The sequence below is a fragment of the Terrisporobacter othiniensis genome (assembly GCF_000808015.1).
GTDB classification, from domain to species: Bacteria; Bacillota; Clostridia; order Peptostreptococcales; family Peptostreptococcaceae; genus Terrisporobacter; species Terrisporobacter muris.
This window is the reverse complement of the sequence record NZ_JWHR01000010.1, coordinates 1-16,251: the sequence shown is the minus strand read 5'-3', so window position 1 is coordinate 16,251 and position 16,251 is coordinate 1. Positions and strand designations below refer to the sequence as shown.

The following is a 16,251-nucleotide window of genomic DNA, read 5'->3' as shown; positions in this document are numbered from 1 at the left end:
CGCCGGAGCTTTGATAAGAGAAACATGCGAATCTCTTATGTTATCCTGTATTAGCATACCTTTCGGTATGTTATCCATGTGTATGAGGCAGGTTACCCACGCGTTACTCACCCGTCCGCCGCTCTTCACCGAAGTGAATCGCTCGACTTGCATGTGTTAGGCACGCCGCCAGCGTTCATCCTGAGCCAGGATCAAACTCTCATATAAAAATTCGCTTTCGCTCATTTCGCCAACGATCTTTCTTCACTATTGCTTCAGAAATATCCGTTGCTCAAAAGTTGTCCATTGCTCAGACTAATCATTATCTGAATATCTGGCTTGGTTTGTTTGTTGTTTCAGTTTAATTCTTAAAGAATTAATTTATTGTTAACCTACTGTTTAATTTTCAAAGTTCTTTGTTTGTTTCAGCTTCTTTATTCTATCAAAGCTATTTTTTTCTGTCAACACCTTTCTTAACTTTTAGTTTGCTAGGTGTTTGCCTCTTTCTTGAGGACATGTATAACTATATCATCATTATAGATATTGGTCAACAGTTTTTTTCATTTTTTATATTTTTATTTCTTTGTTTAATATGCATATAACTTATTTGATATTTTCTATAGTTGTAATTCTGATTATAAAAAATTCACTTTTCTTGATCCGATGCGTGGTTTAGCCATTTTCATTTAAAGTAGCTTGTAATATAAAATAAGCTGAAATACAAGTTTATATTTCAGCTTATTACTTTACATATATTAGTTTATAACTATCTTATTTTCTATTTTTTCTAACAAAACATAATCCACCTAATGCTATTAAGCCCATTGCTAAATATCCAATTGATGAAGGATCTCCTGTTTGTACACTACTTCCATTTCCCGAAGAATTTTGGTTATTATTTCCGCCTTGATTATTACTTTGCTCATCATTATCATTTATGTCTCCATCTTGGTTCTGATCATCGTCTATGTCTTGGTCTTCATCTGTATCTTGATCATTGTCTGTATCTTGGTCTTCATCCCCAGGATTTGTTGATTCATCACCTTTTATAACTGTTTTAGTTACTTCTAAAGTATTGTATCCCTCTTTAGTCATTTTAACTAATACTATTTCTCCTTCTTCTAACCCTGGTATTTCAACTTCAAAAGTTCCATCTTCATTTACTGATCCATTTCCTATTAATACTCCATCAACATAAACTTCTATCTCAGCTCCTGCTTCTCCTTTACCTGTTACTACTTCGTCTATGGTTTTTATATCATTTACTTCTAATTCTTTTTCAAATTTTTCTAGAATTTGACTTAATGCATTGTTTAATTTTTCAATATTTTCTACAAAACCTTTTTGCTCATCTGTTAATGCATCGTATTTTTCTTTTACTGATAATACAGATTCATCGTCAGATTCAGTTATTTTTTCTGGTAATGCATTTATTAAATCATCAACTTCCTTAGCTTTTGCTAAATTTTCTTCTGCTTTAGATATGGCATTTTTTAATGATTCAACTTTTTCTTTTTCTGTTACATATAATTTCACTTCATCACTTAATTTGTTATATTTATCTAATTTAGCTTTAGCAGCTTCTAGTTTTTCTTTGTTATTGATATTTTCTATTACATAATCTCTTATAGAATTATCAAATTCATCTGCTGTAGCTATTTGTTCTATGTTTGCTTTGATTTTATTTAAATTCGCTACTGCTTCTTTATCTTCACTAAAATAGAATTTAGCTCTATCATTTAACTCTTTATGTCTTTTAACTAAAGATTTAGCAGTTTCTAATTTTTCTCTATCTATTGGTGTTTCTAGTTTTTTCACGTCTTGTGCAAGTTCTTTTGCCATTTGTTCATAAGCTTTTTCTTCATCTATTTCTAATAATATTTTATCTATCTCAGCTTTAGCACTTTTAACTTCTTCTTTAGATTTTTGAGAATCACTCATAGCATCATAAGCTGCTAAAAATGCTGTTACTTTATCTAAATCATCTTCAGTTGCAGGACTTGGGATGCTATCTAATATAGCTAATAAATTTTCAACTTCTAACTTATCAATTTCGCTTAAACTATTAGTTAATTTGTCTAATGTAGCTTGTGGCACTAATGCTTTTTGGTAAGAATCAAAGTTGTCATATGATTCTTTTAATCCTAGAACATATCCTCTAGCTTCTTGTGAAAAACCACCAGATAAATCAATTTCATTAACCTTTGAAACAAATTCATCTACAACTTTTTGATTTTCTTCTTTAATTGCTGCTATTGTTTTTTCAGCATCTATTAATATATTTAGGTTAGTAACTTTTTGTTTAAATTCATCACCTAAGTCTTCATAAGCTTTTCTAGCTTCTTTTACTTGTTCTTCTTTTGCTAAAGTAATTTCGCCTAAAGCATCTATTTTTTCCATTACTATTTTAGCAGGATTTTTCTTTACAGTTAGTGTTGCTGTTACTGTTTTACTTCCTATTTTGGCGTTCACCTTTGTAGTTCCTACTTTTTTAGCTGTTAACATTCCATCTTCTGATATAGTAGCTACTGCTTTATCTTCTACTGACCAAGTTACTTTACCTAATTCACAACCTGGTGCACCTTTAACTTCTAATTGTTTAGTTTCATCATCATATAACTCTACATCATCTAATGTATAGTTAATTTGATCTTGCATATCATAAAGTGAAGATTTACCATCTAAGAATCTTTGATAAGCAACTAAAGCATACATTCCTTGATCTGTAGCCATAGCATCTGTATCCATATTTAGTACGTGTTTAAAACCACCGCCTTCACTATAGAATTGCATTAATCCTGTTAATAAATTACTTTCTTTTCCTGTCTCACTATTTACTTTTATAAATCTTTCATCTTCTAATGGATCTATTCCTAAAGCAGTAAGTGCTACTATAACTTGTGCTGTAGATTCACTATTCATTGTTCCCCAGCTATTATAAGCTCCGTTATCTAATTGTAATCTTGAAAGTTGAGTTAATCCTCTATCTACTGCAGCTTTTACTTTTTCATTAGTATTGTAATAAGGAGCTAAAGATTGAATAGCCATAGCAGTTATATCCGGATCTGGCACTTTACCTGTTAACGCCCAGCCACCTAGTTCTCCTGAGGTTTGAGTAATTTCTAGATTTAATATATAATCTATTAACATTTCTCTAGTAGTTTGAGTTTTTCCTTCTGCCGCTTTTGGTATATCATATCCCCTAGTATCTAATGCTATAAGTGCAAATATTGGTCCATTTATACCTTGCCTTTTAACTCCATTGAGGTCTGCAAGTGGTGCTACCATACTATATCCACCAACATCAGTAGCATCTAAACCTATTGAAGAGAACCCTAAAATAAGCCTAGAGTATTCTGTGTATTTAGCTGCATGAAGTTTTCCATTTTTACTTTTTACATACTCAACGACATTATCTTCGTATGTTTTGTAATATTTTTCTGGTACTTCTATTCCACCTCTTGCTAAACCTAGTACTGTCCATTCACCAGAAAACGTTCCAAATCCTGCTTCTGGTACAGTTTTTAACATATAAGATCCAGTTTCTTTTATTGCTTTAGAAACAGTTTGCTTTATTTTACCTTTTTCATAATTTTTTATGCTCGCTTGTAAATTTTTAGTTACAGATTTTACTTTTGCTTCTGTAGTTTCCATATCTTGAGCTACTTTCATAGCTTCATCATAAGCTTCTTTTACCTCTTTATTTTGAAGTAATTTTTCTTTATCAGCATTGCTATTCACTGTTGCTATAGCTGTAGTTAAATCATCCTTCACTGGTGGATTTACTAGTGCATCTCCACCACCCATAAATGTTGAACCTAAATCACTGCCATATCCCCACACTGTATATTGCCATCTCATTACGTCTCCGTCTTTTAGCTCATATTGACCTGCACCATAATTAGGAAACCAATTATTTACTGCATACATCCATCCTGACATAAAAGTATAATCAAACTCACCTAGCCAGTCATCTCTATCTCTTCCATATGGTTCATCACATTCCTTAAGAATATATTCTGGTATTTTAGCCTCTCTATGATCATTATCTTTTACACTTGCTAAATAGAATGATTGTCCTATTATACCCGAGTCATCATCTACGCTACCTGTATTTTCATAACTACCTTTGCCTAATTTTTCATCAAGCAATTTTGTTATTACCTTAGAACCTGTATCACCTTCATATATAGGTACTAAGACCGGCTCAATAATATAACCAAGTCCTAAAGTGAATTTTTCCATACTAACCGTAACATGTCCTATAGGTTTCTTTTCATCTGCATAAACATTTGGAACTTTTACAAAAAATGCTGAAGTAGTAAGTATTAATGCTGTAAATACTGATATAAACCTTTTCAATACACTCTTCATCTCTTCTCCCCTTCTAACAATTTATTTTGTAACTATTTTGTTACAATTTAATTGTAATTGTATTCTCATGTCTATTCAGTATACTTTTTTAGCACTACTATGGTAGTACTACTTCTACATTACTACATCTAAAGTTAATTGTATTTCCAATAAAAAAGTACATCTATTTAAAATTTATAGATGTACTACTTTTTATTATTTATTTATTTTTAATAATCAAATCATATAAAAATTTTACATTTCATTATTCTTATTAATATTAAAATCTGACTTAGGTCTTACAAAATATCTAGTATGAAGTAATTCATGAGCCTTATGACTTAGTGGGTGGTCTAAATATTTATCATAAATAGCCTGTACTGCTGGATTTTCTTTTGAAACCCTTAACTCTTTACTTCTATCTATACTATTCAGTCCTTCCCCTCTATTTTTTATAACTTCATCCTTATTTTTTCTAACCTTAGGTTGACCACCGCCACCTATACATCCACCTGGACAAGCCATAATTTCTATAGCATGATAAAATTCTTCTCCACTTCTTATCTTATCAAGCATTTTTCCTGCTTCTTCTAATCCATGAGTAACACCTATTTTTAGTTTCAAATCTCCAACATTTACTTCACAAGATCTAAAGCCATCCCATCCTCTAAGAGATTCGAACTCTATCTTATCAAGTCTATTACCTGTCATGTTTTCTAAGGCAGTTCTAAGAGCTGATTCAATAACACCACCAGTTCTACCAAATATAATTCCTCCACCTGTATATTCTCCAAGTATTTGATCTATTTCTTCATCCTCAAGTTCTTTTAAATCAATTCCTGAATCTTGGAAGATTTTTATTAATTCTCTAGTAGTTATAACGTAGTCTACATCATAGTTAAGACCTCTCGAAAACTCTGGTCTTGAGGCTTCATATTTTTTTGCAATGCAAGGCATTATAGCCACAGAGGTTACTTCATCTCTTTTGTATCCTTTTTCTTTTGCCCAAATATCTTTTGCTACTGTTGCGAACATTTGCATAGGTGATTTGGCAGTGGATGGTACATCTAGCATATCTCCATAATTTTGTTCTATAAATTTAACCCACGCTGGACAACATGATGTTAGCATTGGTAATTTTACACTTTTATCACCTGCAAAATATCGCTCTAATCTATCTTGTAACTCAGCTGCTTCTTCCATTATTGTTAAGTCAGCAGCCCAAGTTGTATCAAATACATAGTCTACACCTAATTTTCTAAGCCCTGCTGCAAGTTTTTTCTCCACATTGTCTCCAGGACCAAATCCGAAAGCTTCTCCTATTGTAACTCTAACAGCAGGTGCCATTTGTGTTATTACCAGTTTATTTGGAGTAGACAAATCTCTTATAAATTTCAAAGTATTATCTCCTGCTGTTATAGCGTCCACTGGACAAGCAGATATACATCTACCACAATGAGTACATCTAGTATAATCAATATAATGTCGTTTTTTACGTTCTCCAGATATACAACTTACTGGACAAACTCTAGCACAAGCTCCACATCCTATACATTTTGTTGTTATAGTAAGTTTAATCAAGTTATTACATTGCATCGTATAACATTTGTTCTCTTCTATATGTTCACTAATTTCATCATAAAAGTTTATCAGAATTTCTTCCATGATACTATGTTCTTGATTTAAATCTTCTTTTATTTGTTCTGCTAAAGTTCTAAGTAAGTAAACATCCCTCATATTTGATTTGCCCTTACTTATTCTATCCAGTATTTTCCAAATTCTCTTTATTGGTTCTTTTACTTTAGCATAATTTTCTAAAGACTTTCCATTCTGCATCAGTCCTATTACTGAGTCTATATAGAACTTAGAATATTGAACTATACAATCTTCTTCTGATAATACATTTATTGCTCTAATATAGTTATCAAATAATTCAAAGTCTAACTCTTTATCTAGGTCTTCTTTAGATAAAAATCTTCCATAAGGTGGAACTCCAACGTGAGCTCCTTTGAAAGCTTTTTTGTCTAGTATACCCCCAGCTAACTCAATAATATCTGCAAGTGTAGCACCTTTAGGAACATCAACTATTCCACTGTTGTTTACTCTCCCACATATAGCCACTTTTCTTTCACTGCTGTCAGTCATATTTTTTAATTCTTCTTCACTAAATACAGAAAAAACAGACCCTCTATTACTATGTAACATAGTTGGCTTAGTATTTGTCATATAATCCACTCCTTTTTACACTTATGCTTAAATTATGCTACTTTCCCACATTATATACTTAAAAAATTTTTTTTACAATTACATCCAAAATAGTTGGAATATTATATTTATATATAAGTTCCTTACAATTAAAAAACTGGTATAAATAAGGTATTATTCCTCTCATTTATACCAGCTTCTATATGGATTTAGGTATTATTAATTAGCTTGTCCTGCACTTTTTACAACTATTATTTTTGATTTAACATATTCTTTTACTTCTTCTCTACCTTGAGAGTTGTATTTTTTAGGATCTATTGTATCAGGGTTTGCATCTAATACTTTTTTAACTCCTTTTGTAAAAGCTATTCTTAAATCTGTTGCATAGTTTACTTTACATATTCCTCTATTTACACATTCTGTAACTACTTCATCAGGCACACCAGATGTTCCATGAAGCACTAGCGGAATATCTACAACTTCTTTTATTTGTGATAATCTATCTAAATCTAGCTTAGGTTCTCCTTTGTAAACTCCATGAGCAGTACCTATTGAAACTGCTAATGAATCAACATTAGTTTTTTCAACAAACTCTTTAGCCTCTAAAGGATCAGTGTATCCACCTTCTCCTCCATCTAAATCATCTTCTTTTCCACCAACTTTTCCAAGCTCTGCTTCTACTGGAACATTTCCACTTTTACAAACTTCTACTACAGATTTTGTCAAAGCTATATTGTCTTCAAAACTTCCATGAGAACCATCTATCATTATTGATGTATAACCAGTTCTGTAAGCCTTCATTGCTAATTCAAAGCTATTTCCATGGTCTAAGTGTATTGCCACTGGAACAGTAGCTTTCTCAGCTGCTACTTTTACATTTGCATAAAAGTAGTCAAAATCTGCATATTTTACTGTTGAAGGTGTTGTTTGCATTATTACTGGAGACTTTAACTCCTGCGCTGCACTTACAACTGCCATTACCATTTCCATATTTTCCACATTAAATGCTCCTACTGCATATCCATTTTTTTGAGCATCTAATAACATTTCTTTTGTCGTAACTAAAGCCATTTTTTCTCTCCTTTATCCCAATAAACCAACTATTTCTTTTTCATTTTTACTTGCTAATATTTGGTCAACATATTCTTTTTCCATTAAGTTTTGAGCTAGTGAAGATAAAGTTCTTAAATGTAAGTCGTTATCTCCTTCTCCTGCTGCTATCATAAATATTAAGTGAACTGGTTTTCCATCTGCTGAATCAAATTCAAAACCTTTTTTAGATATACCTACAGCAACCCTTGGTTTTACTACTGACTTAGTTTTAGCATGAGGTATTGCCACACCATTTCCAAATCCAGTTGATCCACTTTCTTCTCTTTTATTTATTTCTGCTAAAAATTCTTCTTTATTAGTTAAAACACCATCTTTGTATAATAAGTCAGTCATTTCTTTTAAAACTTCTTCTTTTGTACTACCTTTTAATTCTAAAGCTACAGTGTTTTCACTATATAAAGATGCTACTACTGTATCTAATCCTTGAGCAGAAACTACTTCTTTTATTTTATTTTCTTCTTTAACTTCTACTTTTGGTGTTACTAATACATAAAGTAGCGCACCTACTGCAGAACCTGCTAATATACAAGCTACCCACATCATTGGTTTATTTACTAATCCTAAGATTAAGAACCCACCATGAGGAGCTGGAACTTCTATTTTCATCATGTAAGTTAATATTGCTGATACTGATGAACCTATCATTAATACTGGTATAACTTTTAATGGATTTTTAGCTGCAAATGGTATTGCACCTTCTGTTATATGAGTAAATCCAAGTACATAGTTTAATAAACCTGCTGTACGATCATCTTCTGTAAATCTATCTTTTTTAAATGTTGCTGCAAGAGCTATTACAAGTGGTGGAGTTATACAAGCTGCTGAAACACCTGCCATAAATAAGTAGTTACCTTGAGCTAATAACATAGTCCCTGTAACATAAGCTGCTTTGTTTACTGGTCCACCCATATCAAATGCTGACATACATCCTATTACTAATCCAAGTACTATTGGGCTTGATTCTTGCATTCCTGCTAAGAAGTTCATCATACTTTCATTAAGCGCTGAACAAGGTCCACCTAAAGCGACCATTAAAAGTCCTGATGCAAATACTGTTATTATAGGAACTATAAATATTGATTTTAAACCTTCTAGTTGTCTTGGAAGTTTTCTTAAACTATTAACTATTAATAATGTGAAATAACCTGCGAAGAAACCACCGATTATACCACCGATAAATCCTGAACCATTATCATTTGCCATCATACCTGCCACAAAACCTGCCAGCATCCCTGGTCTTCCTGCTATTGATTGAGCTATGAAAGCTGTAAGAACTGGAACCATAAGACCCATGGAGAATCCACCAATAGATTTTATTGTTGCTGCTATTACATTATATGATTCATGAGTTGGATCAAATGAGAATATCCCCCATAAGAATGATATTGCCGTAAGTACACCACCTGCTACAACCAAAGGAAGCATGTGAGATACACCATTCATTAAATGTTTGTATATTTGACGCCCAATAGAAACCTTTTCCTCAGTTTCATTACTTCTTCTAGCATTACCTTTTCTTATAGGTGCTTTATTATCTAAACATCTTTGTATTAATTCTTCAGCTTTGTTTATTCCATCACTTACAGAAACTTCAATAACTGGCTTTCCGTTGAATCTATCCATATCAACGTTTTTGTCACAAGCTACTATTATGGCATCTGCTTGTTCTATTTCTCTTGCTGTCAGAGCATTTTCCACACCTATTGCTCCATTTGTTTCTACTTTTATTTCACAACCCAATTCTTTAGCTGCAACTTTTAAGGCTTTTTCAGCCATAAAAGTATGTGCAATTCCTGTTGGACAACCTGTAACTGCTAATATCTTTTTACTCATAGATTATTCCACCCTCCTGATTTTAATTTCATTCATGTATTCTTCAACCTTTTTTAAATCCCCTATGGCGTTACTTTCAGCCACATTGGCTCCTGTTGCCGATGCTCTTTTTAGTGCATGTTCAATGTTTGCCTCATTGTTAACATCCTCAAGCCATATACTTAAAAATCCTGCTAATGCTGAGTCACCTGCACATGCTGAACTTAAAAGTTTTACCTTATGAGCACTTGCATAGTAGATATTTTTTCCATTATAAAAATAAGACCCTTTTTCACCTAGAGTTAAGAAAATATTCTCTGCTCCTTGTTCATGTAAATATTTTAGAACATCTTTTATATCTTCTTCATCTCTAACAATAATCCCAAAAATATCTGCTATTTCTTCATCATTTGGTTTAATTAAAAATGGTTTATATTTTAATAGACATTTTAGTTTTGGTGAGCTAATGTCTAGTATTACCTTTATATTCTTTTTCTCACAAATCCTTAGTATCTCTTCATAATAAGATGTGTCTATTCCTGGTGGAAGACTTCCACTTATGGATAAATACTCAAGATCCTCAAAATTTTCTATCATTCGTAACATTTGTTCTTGCTTTTGCTTTTCAACAAAAGAACCTGAGTTAACAAACTTAAATTCTCCTTCACCATCATTAAGAAAAATATTTATTCTTGTTGTATCTTCTACTTCCACTGGGAAAATTTCTATCCCTTTCTTTCTTGTTTCATCAACAATATATTTTCCTGAGAAACCACCAAAGAATCCAAGTACTTTCGAATCTACTCCAAAATGTTTAAGTACAAAACTTACATTTAACCCCTTTCCATTTGGTGAATACACCACATCATGGGTTCTATTTACAATTTTTCTTTCTATTGAATTAGTACACATATTCATGTCTATGGCAGGATTTGTAGTTAAAGTATAAATCATTTATCTTTCCTCCCTTTATCTTATAAATCAATTATAAAAAAAAATAGAATGAAAATCTTTTCATAATATGAAAATAATTTCCACTCCCTTTATACTATTTTTCCAATTCTAAATTTGCAGCCATATAATCAATTATAATTCTAGACATCATAAATAGAGAAACTCTAGAGGATACTTCGAACTTTTTAATAGAAACGTGATTGTGCTTAAATCCTATTAAATTGTAGTGTGAATGTTCCAAAAGTGATGATGTTTCACTGCAACAGCACGTTATAACCTTAGCACCACATAAATTTGTATTCTTTGCAGATTCTATAAGCTCATAAGTCTCTCCATTCAATGAAAATATGAAAACTACCTCATCAGAACTTAAATTTTTAGTTTTTATTTGCATAATATTAGGATCATCTATGAAAATAGCATTGCATCCTAATAACTGAAGTTTTAAAGTAAATTCTTCCCCCACATATTCAGTAAGACCTCTCGCCAATACATATATTCTCTTGGCCTTTGCTAAACAATTTATAATATTTAATACATTCTTAACAGATATTCTATCTACAACTTGTCTAGCTTCTACGAAAGATTTGTTGATAATTTCACCCATATTTTGAATTTCATCATCATTATTTTTAGATGTAAGTCTATATCTAAGTTCATTGAAACCATTTACTCCACATTTTCTAATAGCTCTAGAAACAGTAGCAGGTGATGAATAAGTATCAAAAGCTATATCTACAATAGATAGCTGAGACATTCTTTCTTCATTATCATTTATAAATTTTATAATTTCACTCTCTGTCTTTGTAAGACTTTGCATTATTTCTTTATTTAATTCTATTAACATATGACTCCCCCTCTCATGATGAATATTTTTTATTATAACATATACTTCTTCAATATAAAAAATAGATGAAAATATAATTTATATTTTCATCTATTTCCACACATACTATTGAGATTTTATTTGTGTCCAAGCATCATCATATAATTTTAATACATCTGATGGTAAGTTTAAGAATGTTTCACATTTTTCTAAAACCTTATCACTTGGATATGCATTAGGGTCATTTTTAAGCTTATCACTTAATAACTCAAATGCTGCTTTATTTGGTGTAGAGTATTGGATATACTCAACATTTTGTGCTGCATTTTTTCCATCTAACATGAAGTTTATAAATTGTTCAGCTTCTTTTTGATTTTCTGCAGTTTTTGGTATACACATAGCATCTATCCATTGGTTTGTTCCTGTTTCAGGTATATAATACCCTAAATCTGGGTTTTCTTCCATCATTACAGATGCATCACCCGAATAATATATTCCCATAGCAGCATCTCCTGCCATTAATCTATCTTTTCCATCATCATTTACATAAGCTTGGATTAATGGTAATTGTTCTATTAATAAGTTTTTAGCTTCTTCTATTTCTTTTTTATCTTTAGTATTTATTGAGTACCCTAGCTTCATTAAAGCAATACCCATAGTATCTCTAACAGAGTCTAACATTTGAATTTGACCTTCATATTTTTTATTCCAAAGTATATCCCAGTTTTGTAAATCTTTTTCATCTACTTTAGTCTTGTTATACACTATACCAAATGTTCCCCATAAGTAAGGAATACTATATTTGTTGTTTTTATCATACTCAGTAGTTTTAAAATTATCCATCATATTTTTTTCATAATTTGGTATATTTGAATAATTTATTTCATTTAACATATCTTCTTCTTTTAATTTTTCTACCATATAATCTGATGGGAATATTAAATCATAATTACTACTTCCACTTTTAAGTTTTTGGTACATAGCTTCATTAGTATCATAAGTCTCATATACTACTTTTATTCCTGTTTCATCTTCAAATTTTGTTATAAGATCTTCATCTATATAATCTCCAACATTATATATATTTAAAACTTCATTTGATTTAGACCCTCCACATCCTACTAATATAGATGCAGTCATTACAAAAGTTAATACTAATGCAGATATTTTTTTAAATTTCATATTTTATCCTCCCTTATTCTTATACTAATTACTTGTCGCCTTTTTATTTTGTGTTATATTAGATAAAACTAATAATATAAGAACACTTATAAACATTATTGTAGATAATGCATTTATTTCTGGCGATATACCTCTTCTTGTCATTGAGTATACTTCTATTGCTAAGTTTGTTACACCGTTTCCTGTTGTAAAGAAACTTATAACAAAATCATCAATCGACATTGTGAATGCTATAATCATCCCTGATATTATACCTGGTTTTATTTGTGGTAATACTACTTTTCTAAGCGCATACCAAGGTGTTGCTCCTAAATCTAAGGCTGCTTCTTCAATATTTGCTGGTAATTGTTTTAATTTTGGTAAAACAGAAAGTATTACATAAGGTATATTGAAAACTATATGAGATAATAGCATTGTAGTAAATCCAAATTCCATATTAATAAATACAAATAATGACATTAATGCCACCCCTGTTACTATATCTGGATTTAATACTGGCAAATAGTTTATATTTAATAATAATCCTCTTACCTTACCTTGTCTCATCTTATGTATACCAATTGCTGTAATTGTTCCAACTATCGTGGCTATTATTGATGCTACTACTGCTACTAATAAAGTATAATATAGAGCATCCATTATTCTAGAATTATCCAATAATTTTTCATACCATTTTAATGAAAATCCACTCCATTTAGCCATGGATTTTGATTCATTAAATGAAAATACTCCTAGCGTTATTATTGGTAGATATAAAAATATATACACTAGAGTTAAATATATATTTGATGTGAATTTCTTTATAATAGTAATCCACCGCCTTCCTTCTCTGAATCGTCACTAAATCTATTCATTATTGCCATAGTAATTAAGATTACTATCATCATGAATAAAGATATAGCTGAGCCAAAATGCCAATCTCCAACTGACATAAATTGTTGTTCTATTAAGTTACCTATTAACATAAATTGACCACCACCTAGTAATTTAGAAATTACGAAGGTAGACACTGCTGGCATAAATACCATTGTTATTCCCGAAACTACTCCTGGCATACTAAGTGGAAATATAATTTTAGAAAACACTTGTCTTCCATTAGCACCTAGATCTTTGGCTGCATTTATTAAATCTTGATCCATTTTTGATAATACTGTATATATAGGTAATATCATAAATGGTAAGAAATTATAGACCATACCTAAAAGTACTGCTGCATCTGTATATAAAACATTAACTGAATTTAATCCTATTGCATTTAAAACTGTATTTAGTATTCCTTCTCTACCAAGAATTGCTGACCATGCATAAGTTCTAAGTAAAAAATTCATCCACATTGGTATTATAGCAAGCATTAATAAGATATTTTGTCTAGATGCTTTTGATTTAGATATTATATAGGCTGTGGGATATCCAACCAACAAACATAGTATTGTTGATATTACAGCCAGTCTTATTGATCTCCAAAATACTTTAAAATATAGTGGATTCATTAATTCCTTAAAGTTTTCTAAACTGAAAACATAAGCTCCACCTTCCATTTTTGTAAAACCAAAGAATACAATTAGAAATAAAGGAATTACTATGAATAATGTACTCCATAAAATATATGGAGATGTTATCTTTAAGCCTAACTTATCATTTCTCTTACTCATTTGAATCATCATCCCCTATTTTCTTCATGATATGTATATCTTCTGGATATATATCCATACCTAATTCACTTCCAACTTCTGCTGACTTAGTATTATGAAGTAACCATGTTAACCCACATGATTCAACTGTCATTTCATAGTGAACACCTTTGAACACACAAGAAGTAACTTCACCTTTTAACATTCCTTCTTCTGGTTTCACCATTTTTATATCTTCTGGTCTTATTACTATTTCTATAGCTTCATCTTTTTCAAATCCTTTATCCACACAGTCAAAGTTTCTTCCACAGAATTCAACTAAGAAGTCTTCATGCATTATACCGTCCATTATGTTACTTTCACCTATAAATCTAGCAACAAAAGCATTTTCTGGCTCATTATATATATCTTCTGGAGTTCCCATTTGTTGTATTTTACCTTTATTCATAACAACTATAGTATCTGACATTGATAATGCTTCCTCTTGGTCATGAGTAACAAATATAAATGTTATCCCTAATTGTTGTTGTATATTTTTAAGTTCCCTTTGCATTTCTTGTCTTAATTTTAAATCTAATGCTCCTAAAGGTTCATCTAATAAAAGAACTTTTGGCTCATTTACTAAGGCTCTTGCTATGGCAATTCTTTGTTGTTGACCACCACTTAGCGAATCTATGCTTCTATTTTCGAATCCTGGAAGTGCAACAAGTTTAAGCATTTTTTTAACTTTTTCATCTATAGTTTTTTTATCTATTTTTTTAATTTTTAATCCAAATGCTATATTTTCATATACATTCATATGAGGGAATAAAGCGTATTTTTGGAAAACTGTATTTACTGGTCTTTCATATGGTGGTATTTCATTTACATCTTTCCCTTGGAATAAAACTTTTCCATCATCAGCAAATTCAAAACCAGCTATTATTTTTAAAGTCGTTGTCTTTCCACACCCACTTGGTCCAAGCAATGTTAAGAACTCATTCTTTTTTATATCTAAATTTAAGTCTTTTAAGACTACATTATCTTCATATTGTTTAGTTATATTTTTTAATTCAATTATGTTCTCTTGTTTCAAATGTAAACACCTCTTTTATTCTTTAAAATTCGCTTCACTCATAACGCCAACGAGTTTATCTCGCTACCGCTTCGATTAACTACGTTGCTTAAAATTCGCTTCACTCAGCCTATTAAAACATTGGTGGGGAACTTACCCAAACCACTCTTGCCTCTTTTTTACCTGGATTGGAAATATAATGATTAGCTCTAGGTTTAAAGTAGAAACTTTCACCTTTTCTTACTTTATTTTTTTTATCTCCTAAATGAAGGAAAATTGAGCCTGCTAAAACATATCCAAATTCTTCACCTTCATGAGGCTTATCTTCTTTATATTGTCCACCTGGTTGTAAAGTTATTATAATGGGCTCCATCTCATTTTTCTGTGAGTTTGGAACTAACCATTTTAATGTATATTTTAAATCTTCATCTTCTGTTTCAAACATATCATCTTTTGTAAAGGTAATTTTTTCATCACTTATTTCATTAAAAAATTCCCTTAAATTCGTTCCTAAAATATCTAATATATCTATTAATGTTGCAATAGAGGGTGACGTTAAATTATTTTCAAGTTGAGATATAAAGCCCTTTGATAATTCACATCTATTAGCCAGTTCTTCCTGGGTCAGCTGCTTTTCTATTCTCATACGTTTAATTTTTCCACCTATATCCATAGTAACACCTCCTCTTTTTTATCGTTTAATTTTTAAGTTTATGTCAATTTTGGTTTTTATTATTAGTAAATTTTAAGTTTAATATATTCAACTCATTTTTTTATTTCCCATGTTATTATATGTAAACATTAAGTTTATATTTTCTAAACAACAATAGCTATTATATAAAATTATGAAGCACATTTCAATAGTTTTTTCGTTTTTTTTAATTTTTTTATTAAACTCTAAAGTCCTTCAAATAGCTTGTTTTTATTATTTTTATATTTACAGATGTTTATATTAATTATTTAAAAGTTTAGTATGCCTAACTGTTTTTTTATTTAATATGATTTCTCTTAATGAAATATACTAATATTAAGAATAAATTCATTTAATATAAATTTAAATTTTCTTAATTTTTGCGAAAATAACATAATCTAAGCCTGTCGTAAAATCTTGTCCTTTTTTATTCGTAAAAAAAGTATTGATT

11 protein-coding genes and 1 rRNA gene are annotated in these 16,251 nt (G+C 30.6%); all 12 read right to left on the bottom strand.

Translation table 11 applies throughout. The features are described 5' to 3' along the window. Positions 1-207, bottom strand: a 16S ribosomal RNA gene (locus QX51_RS00870); the annotation flags it as partial. Positions 208-750: 543 nt separating this feature from the next. Then, complete coding sequence (locus QX51_RS19230; RefSeq protein ID WP_052232796.1) at positions 751-4,353, bottom strand: Ig-like domain-containing protein; 3,603 nt, start codon at positions 4,351-4,353, stop codon at positions 751-753. Between the two features lie 234 nt (positions 4,354-4,587). Further along, complete coding sequence (locus tag QX51_RS00860) at positions 4,588-6,558, bottom strand: [FeFe] hydrogenase, group A (protein ID WP_039678011.1); 1,971 nt, start codon at positions 6,556-6,558, stop codon at positions 4,588-4,590. Positions 6,559-6,756: 198 nt separating this feature from the next. Further along, positions 6,757-7,608 (bottom strand): class II fructose-1,6-bisphosphate aldolase, encoded by an 852-nt coding sequence (gene fba / locus QX51_RS00855; RefSeq protein ID WP_039678010.1) that lies wholly within the window; start codon positions 7,606-7,608, stop codon positions 6,757-6,759. A 12-nt stretch (positions 7,609-7,620) separates the two neighbouring features. Beyond that, a complete protein-coding gene (locus QX51_RS00850; protein ID WP_039678009.1) occupies positions 7,621-9,483 on the bottom strand; it encodes a fructose-specific PTS transporter subunit EIIC in 1,863 nt (620 codons plus the stop codon). 3 nt (positions 9,484-9,486) lie between these two features. After that, the gene (gene pfkB, locus QX51_RS00845; RefSeq protein WP_039678008.1) at positions 9,487-10,416 is read right to left on the bottom strand and encodes a 1-phosphofructokinase; all 930 of its coding nucleotides are present in this window, start codon (positions 10,414-10,416) and stop codon (positions 9,487-9,489) included. Positions 10,417-10,510: 94 nt separating this feature from the next. Further along, positions 10,511-11,263: a MurR/RpiR family transcriptional regulator gene (locus QX51_RS00840; protein WP_039678007.1), complete on the bottom strand. Its 753-nt coding sequence runs from the start codon at positions 11,261-11,263 to the stop codon at positions 10,511-10,513. 105 nt (positions 11,264-11,368) lie between these two features. Further along, positions 11,369-12,424 carry an ABC transporter substrate-binding protein gene (locus QX51_RS00835; RefSeq protein WP_039678006.1) on the bottom strand — a complete coding sequence of 352 codons (1,056 nt, stop codon included), beginning with the start codon at positions 12,422-12,424 and terminating at the stop codon, positions 11,369-11,371. Positions 12,425-12,448: 24 nt separating this feature from the next. Beyond that, the gene (locus tag QX51_RS00830) at positions 12,449-13,126 is read right to left on the bottom strand and encodes an ABC transporter permease (protein ID WP_139045057.1); all 678 of its coding nucleotides are present in this window, start codon (positions 13,124-13,126) and stop codon (positions 12,449-12,451) included. Positions 13,127-13,224: 98 nt separating this feature from the next. Then, complete coding sequence (locus tag QX51_RS00825) at positions 13,225-14,076, bottom strand: ABC transporter permease (protein ID WP_039678004.1); 852 nt, start codon at positions 14,074-14,076, stop codon at positions 13,225-13,227. Then, positions 14,069-15,130: a spermidine/putrescine ABC transporter ATP-binding protein gene (potA, locus tag QX51_RS00820; protein ID WP_039678003.1), complete on the bottom strand. Its 1,062-nt coding sequence runs from the start codon at positions 15,128-15,130 to the stop codon at positions 14,069-14,071. Before potA ends, QX51_RS00825 begins: the two co-directional genes overlap by 8 nt. 112 nt (positions 15,131-15,242) lie before the next feature. Next, on the bottom strand, positions 15,243-15,782 hold the full coding sequence (locus tag QX51_RS00815; RefSeq protein ID WP_039678002.1) for a helix-turn-helix domain-containing protein: 540 nt from the start codon (positions 15,780-15,782) through the stop codon (positions 15,243-15,245). Positions 15,783-16,251: the final 469 nt, after the last annotated feature.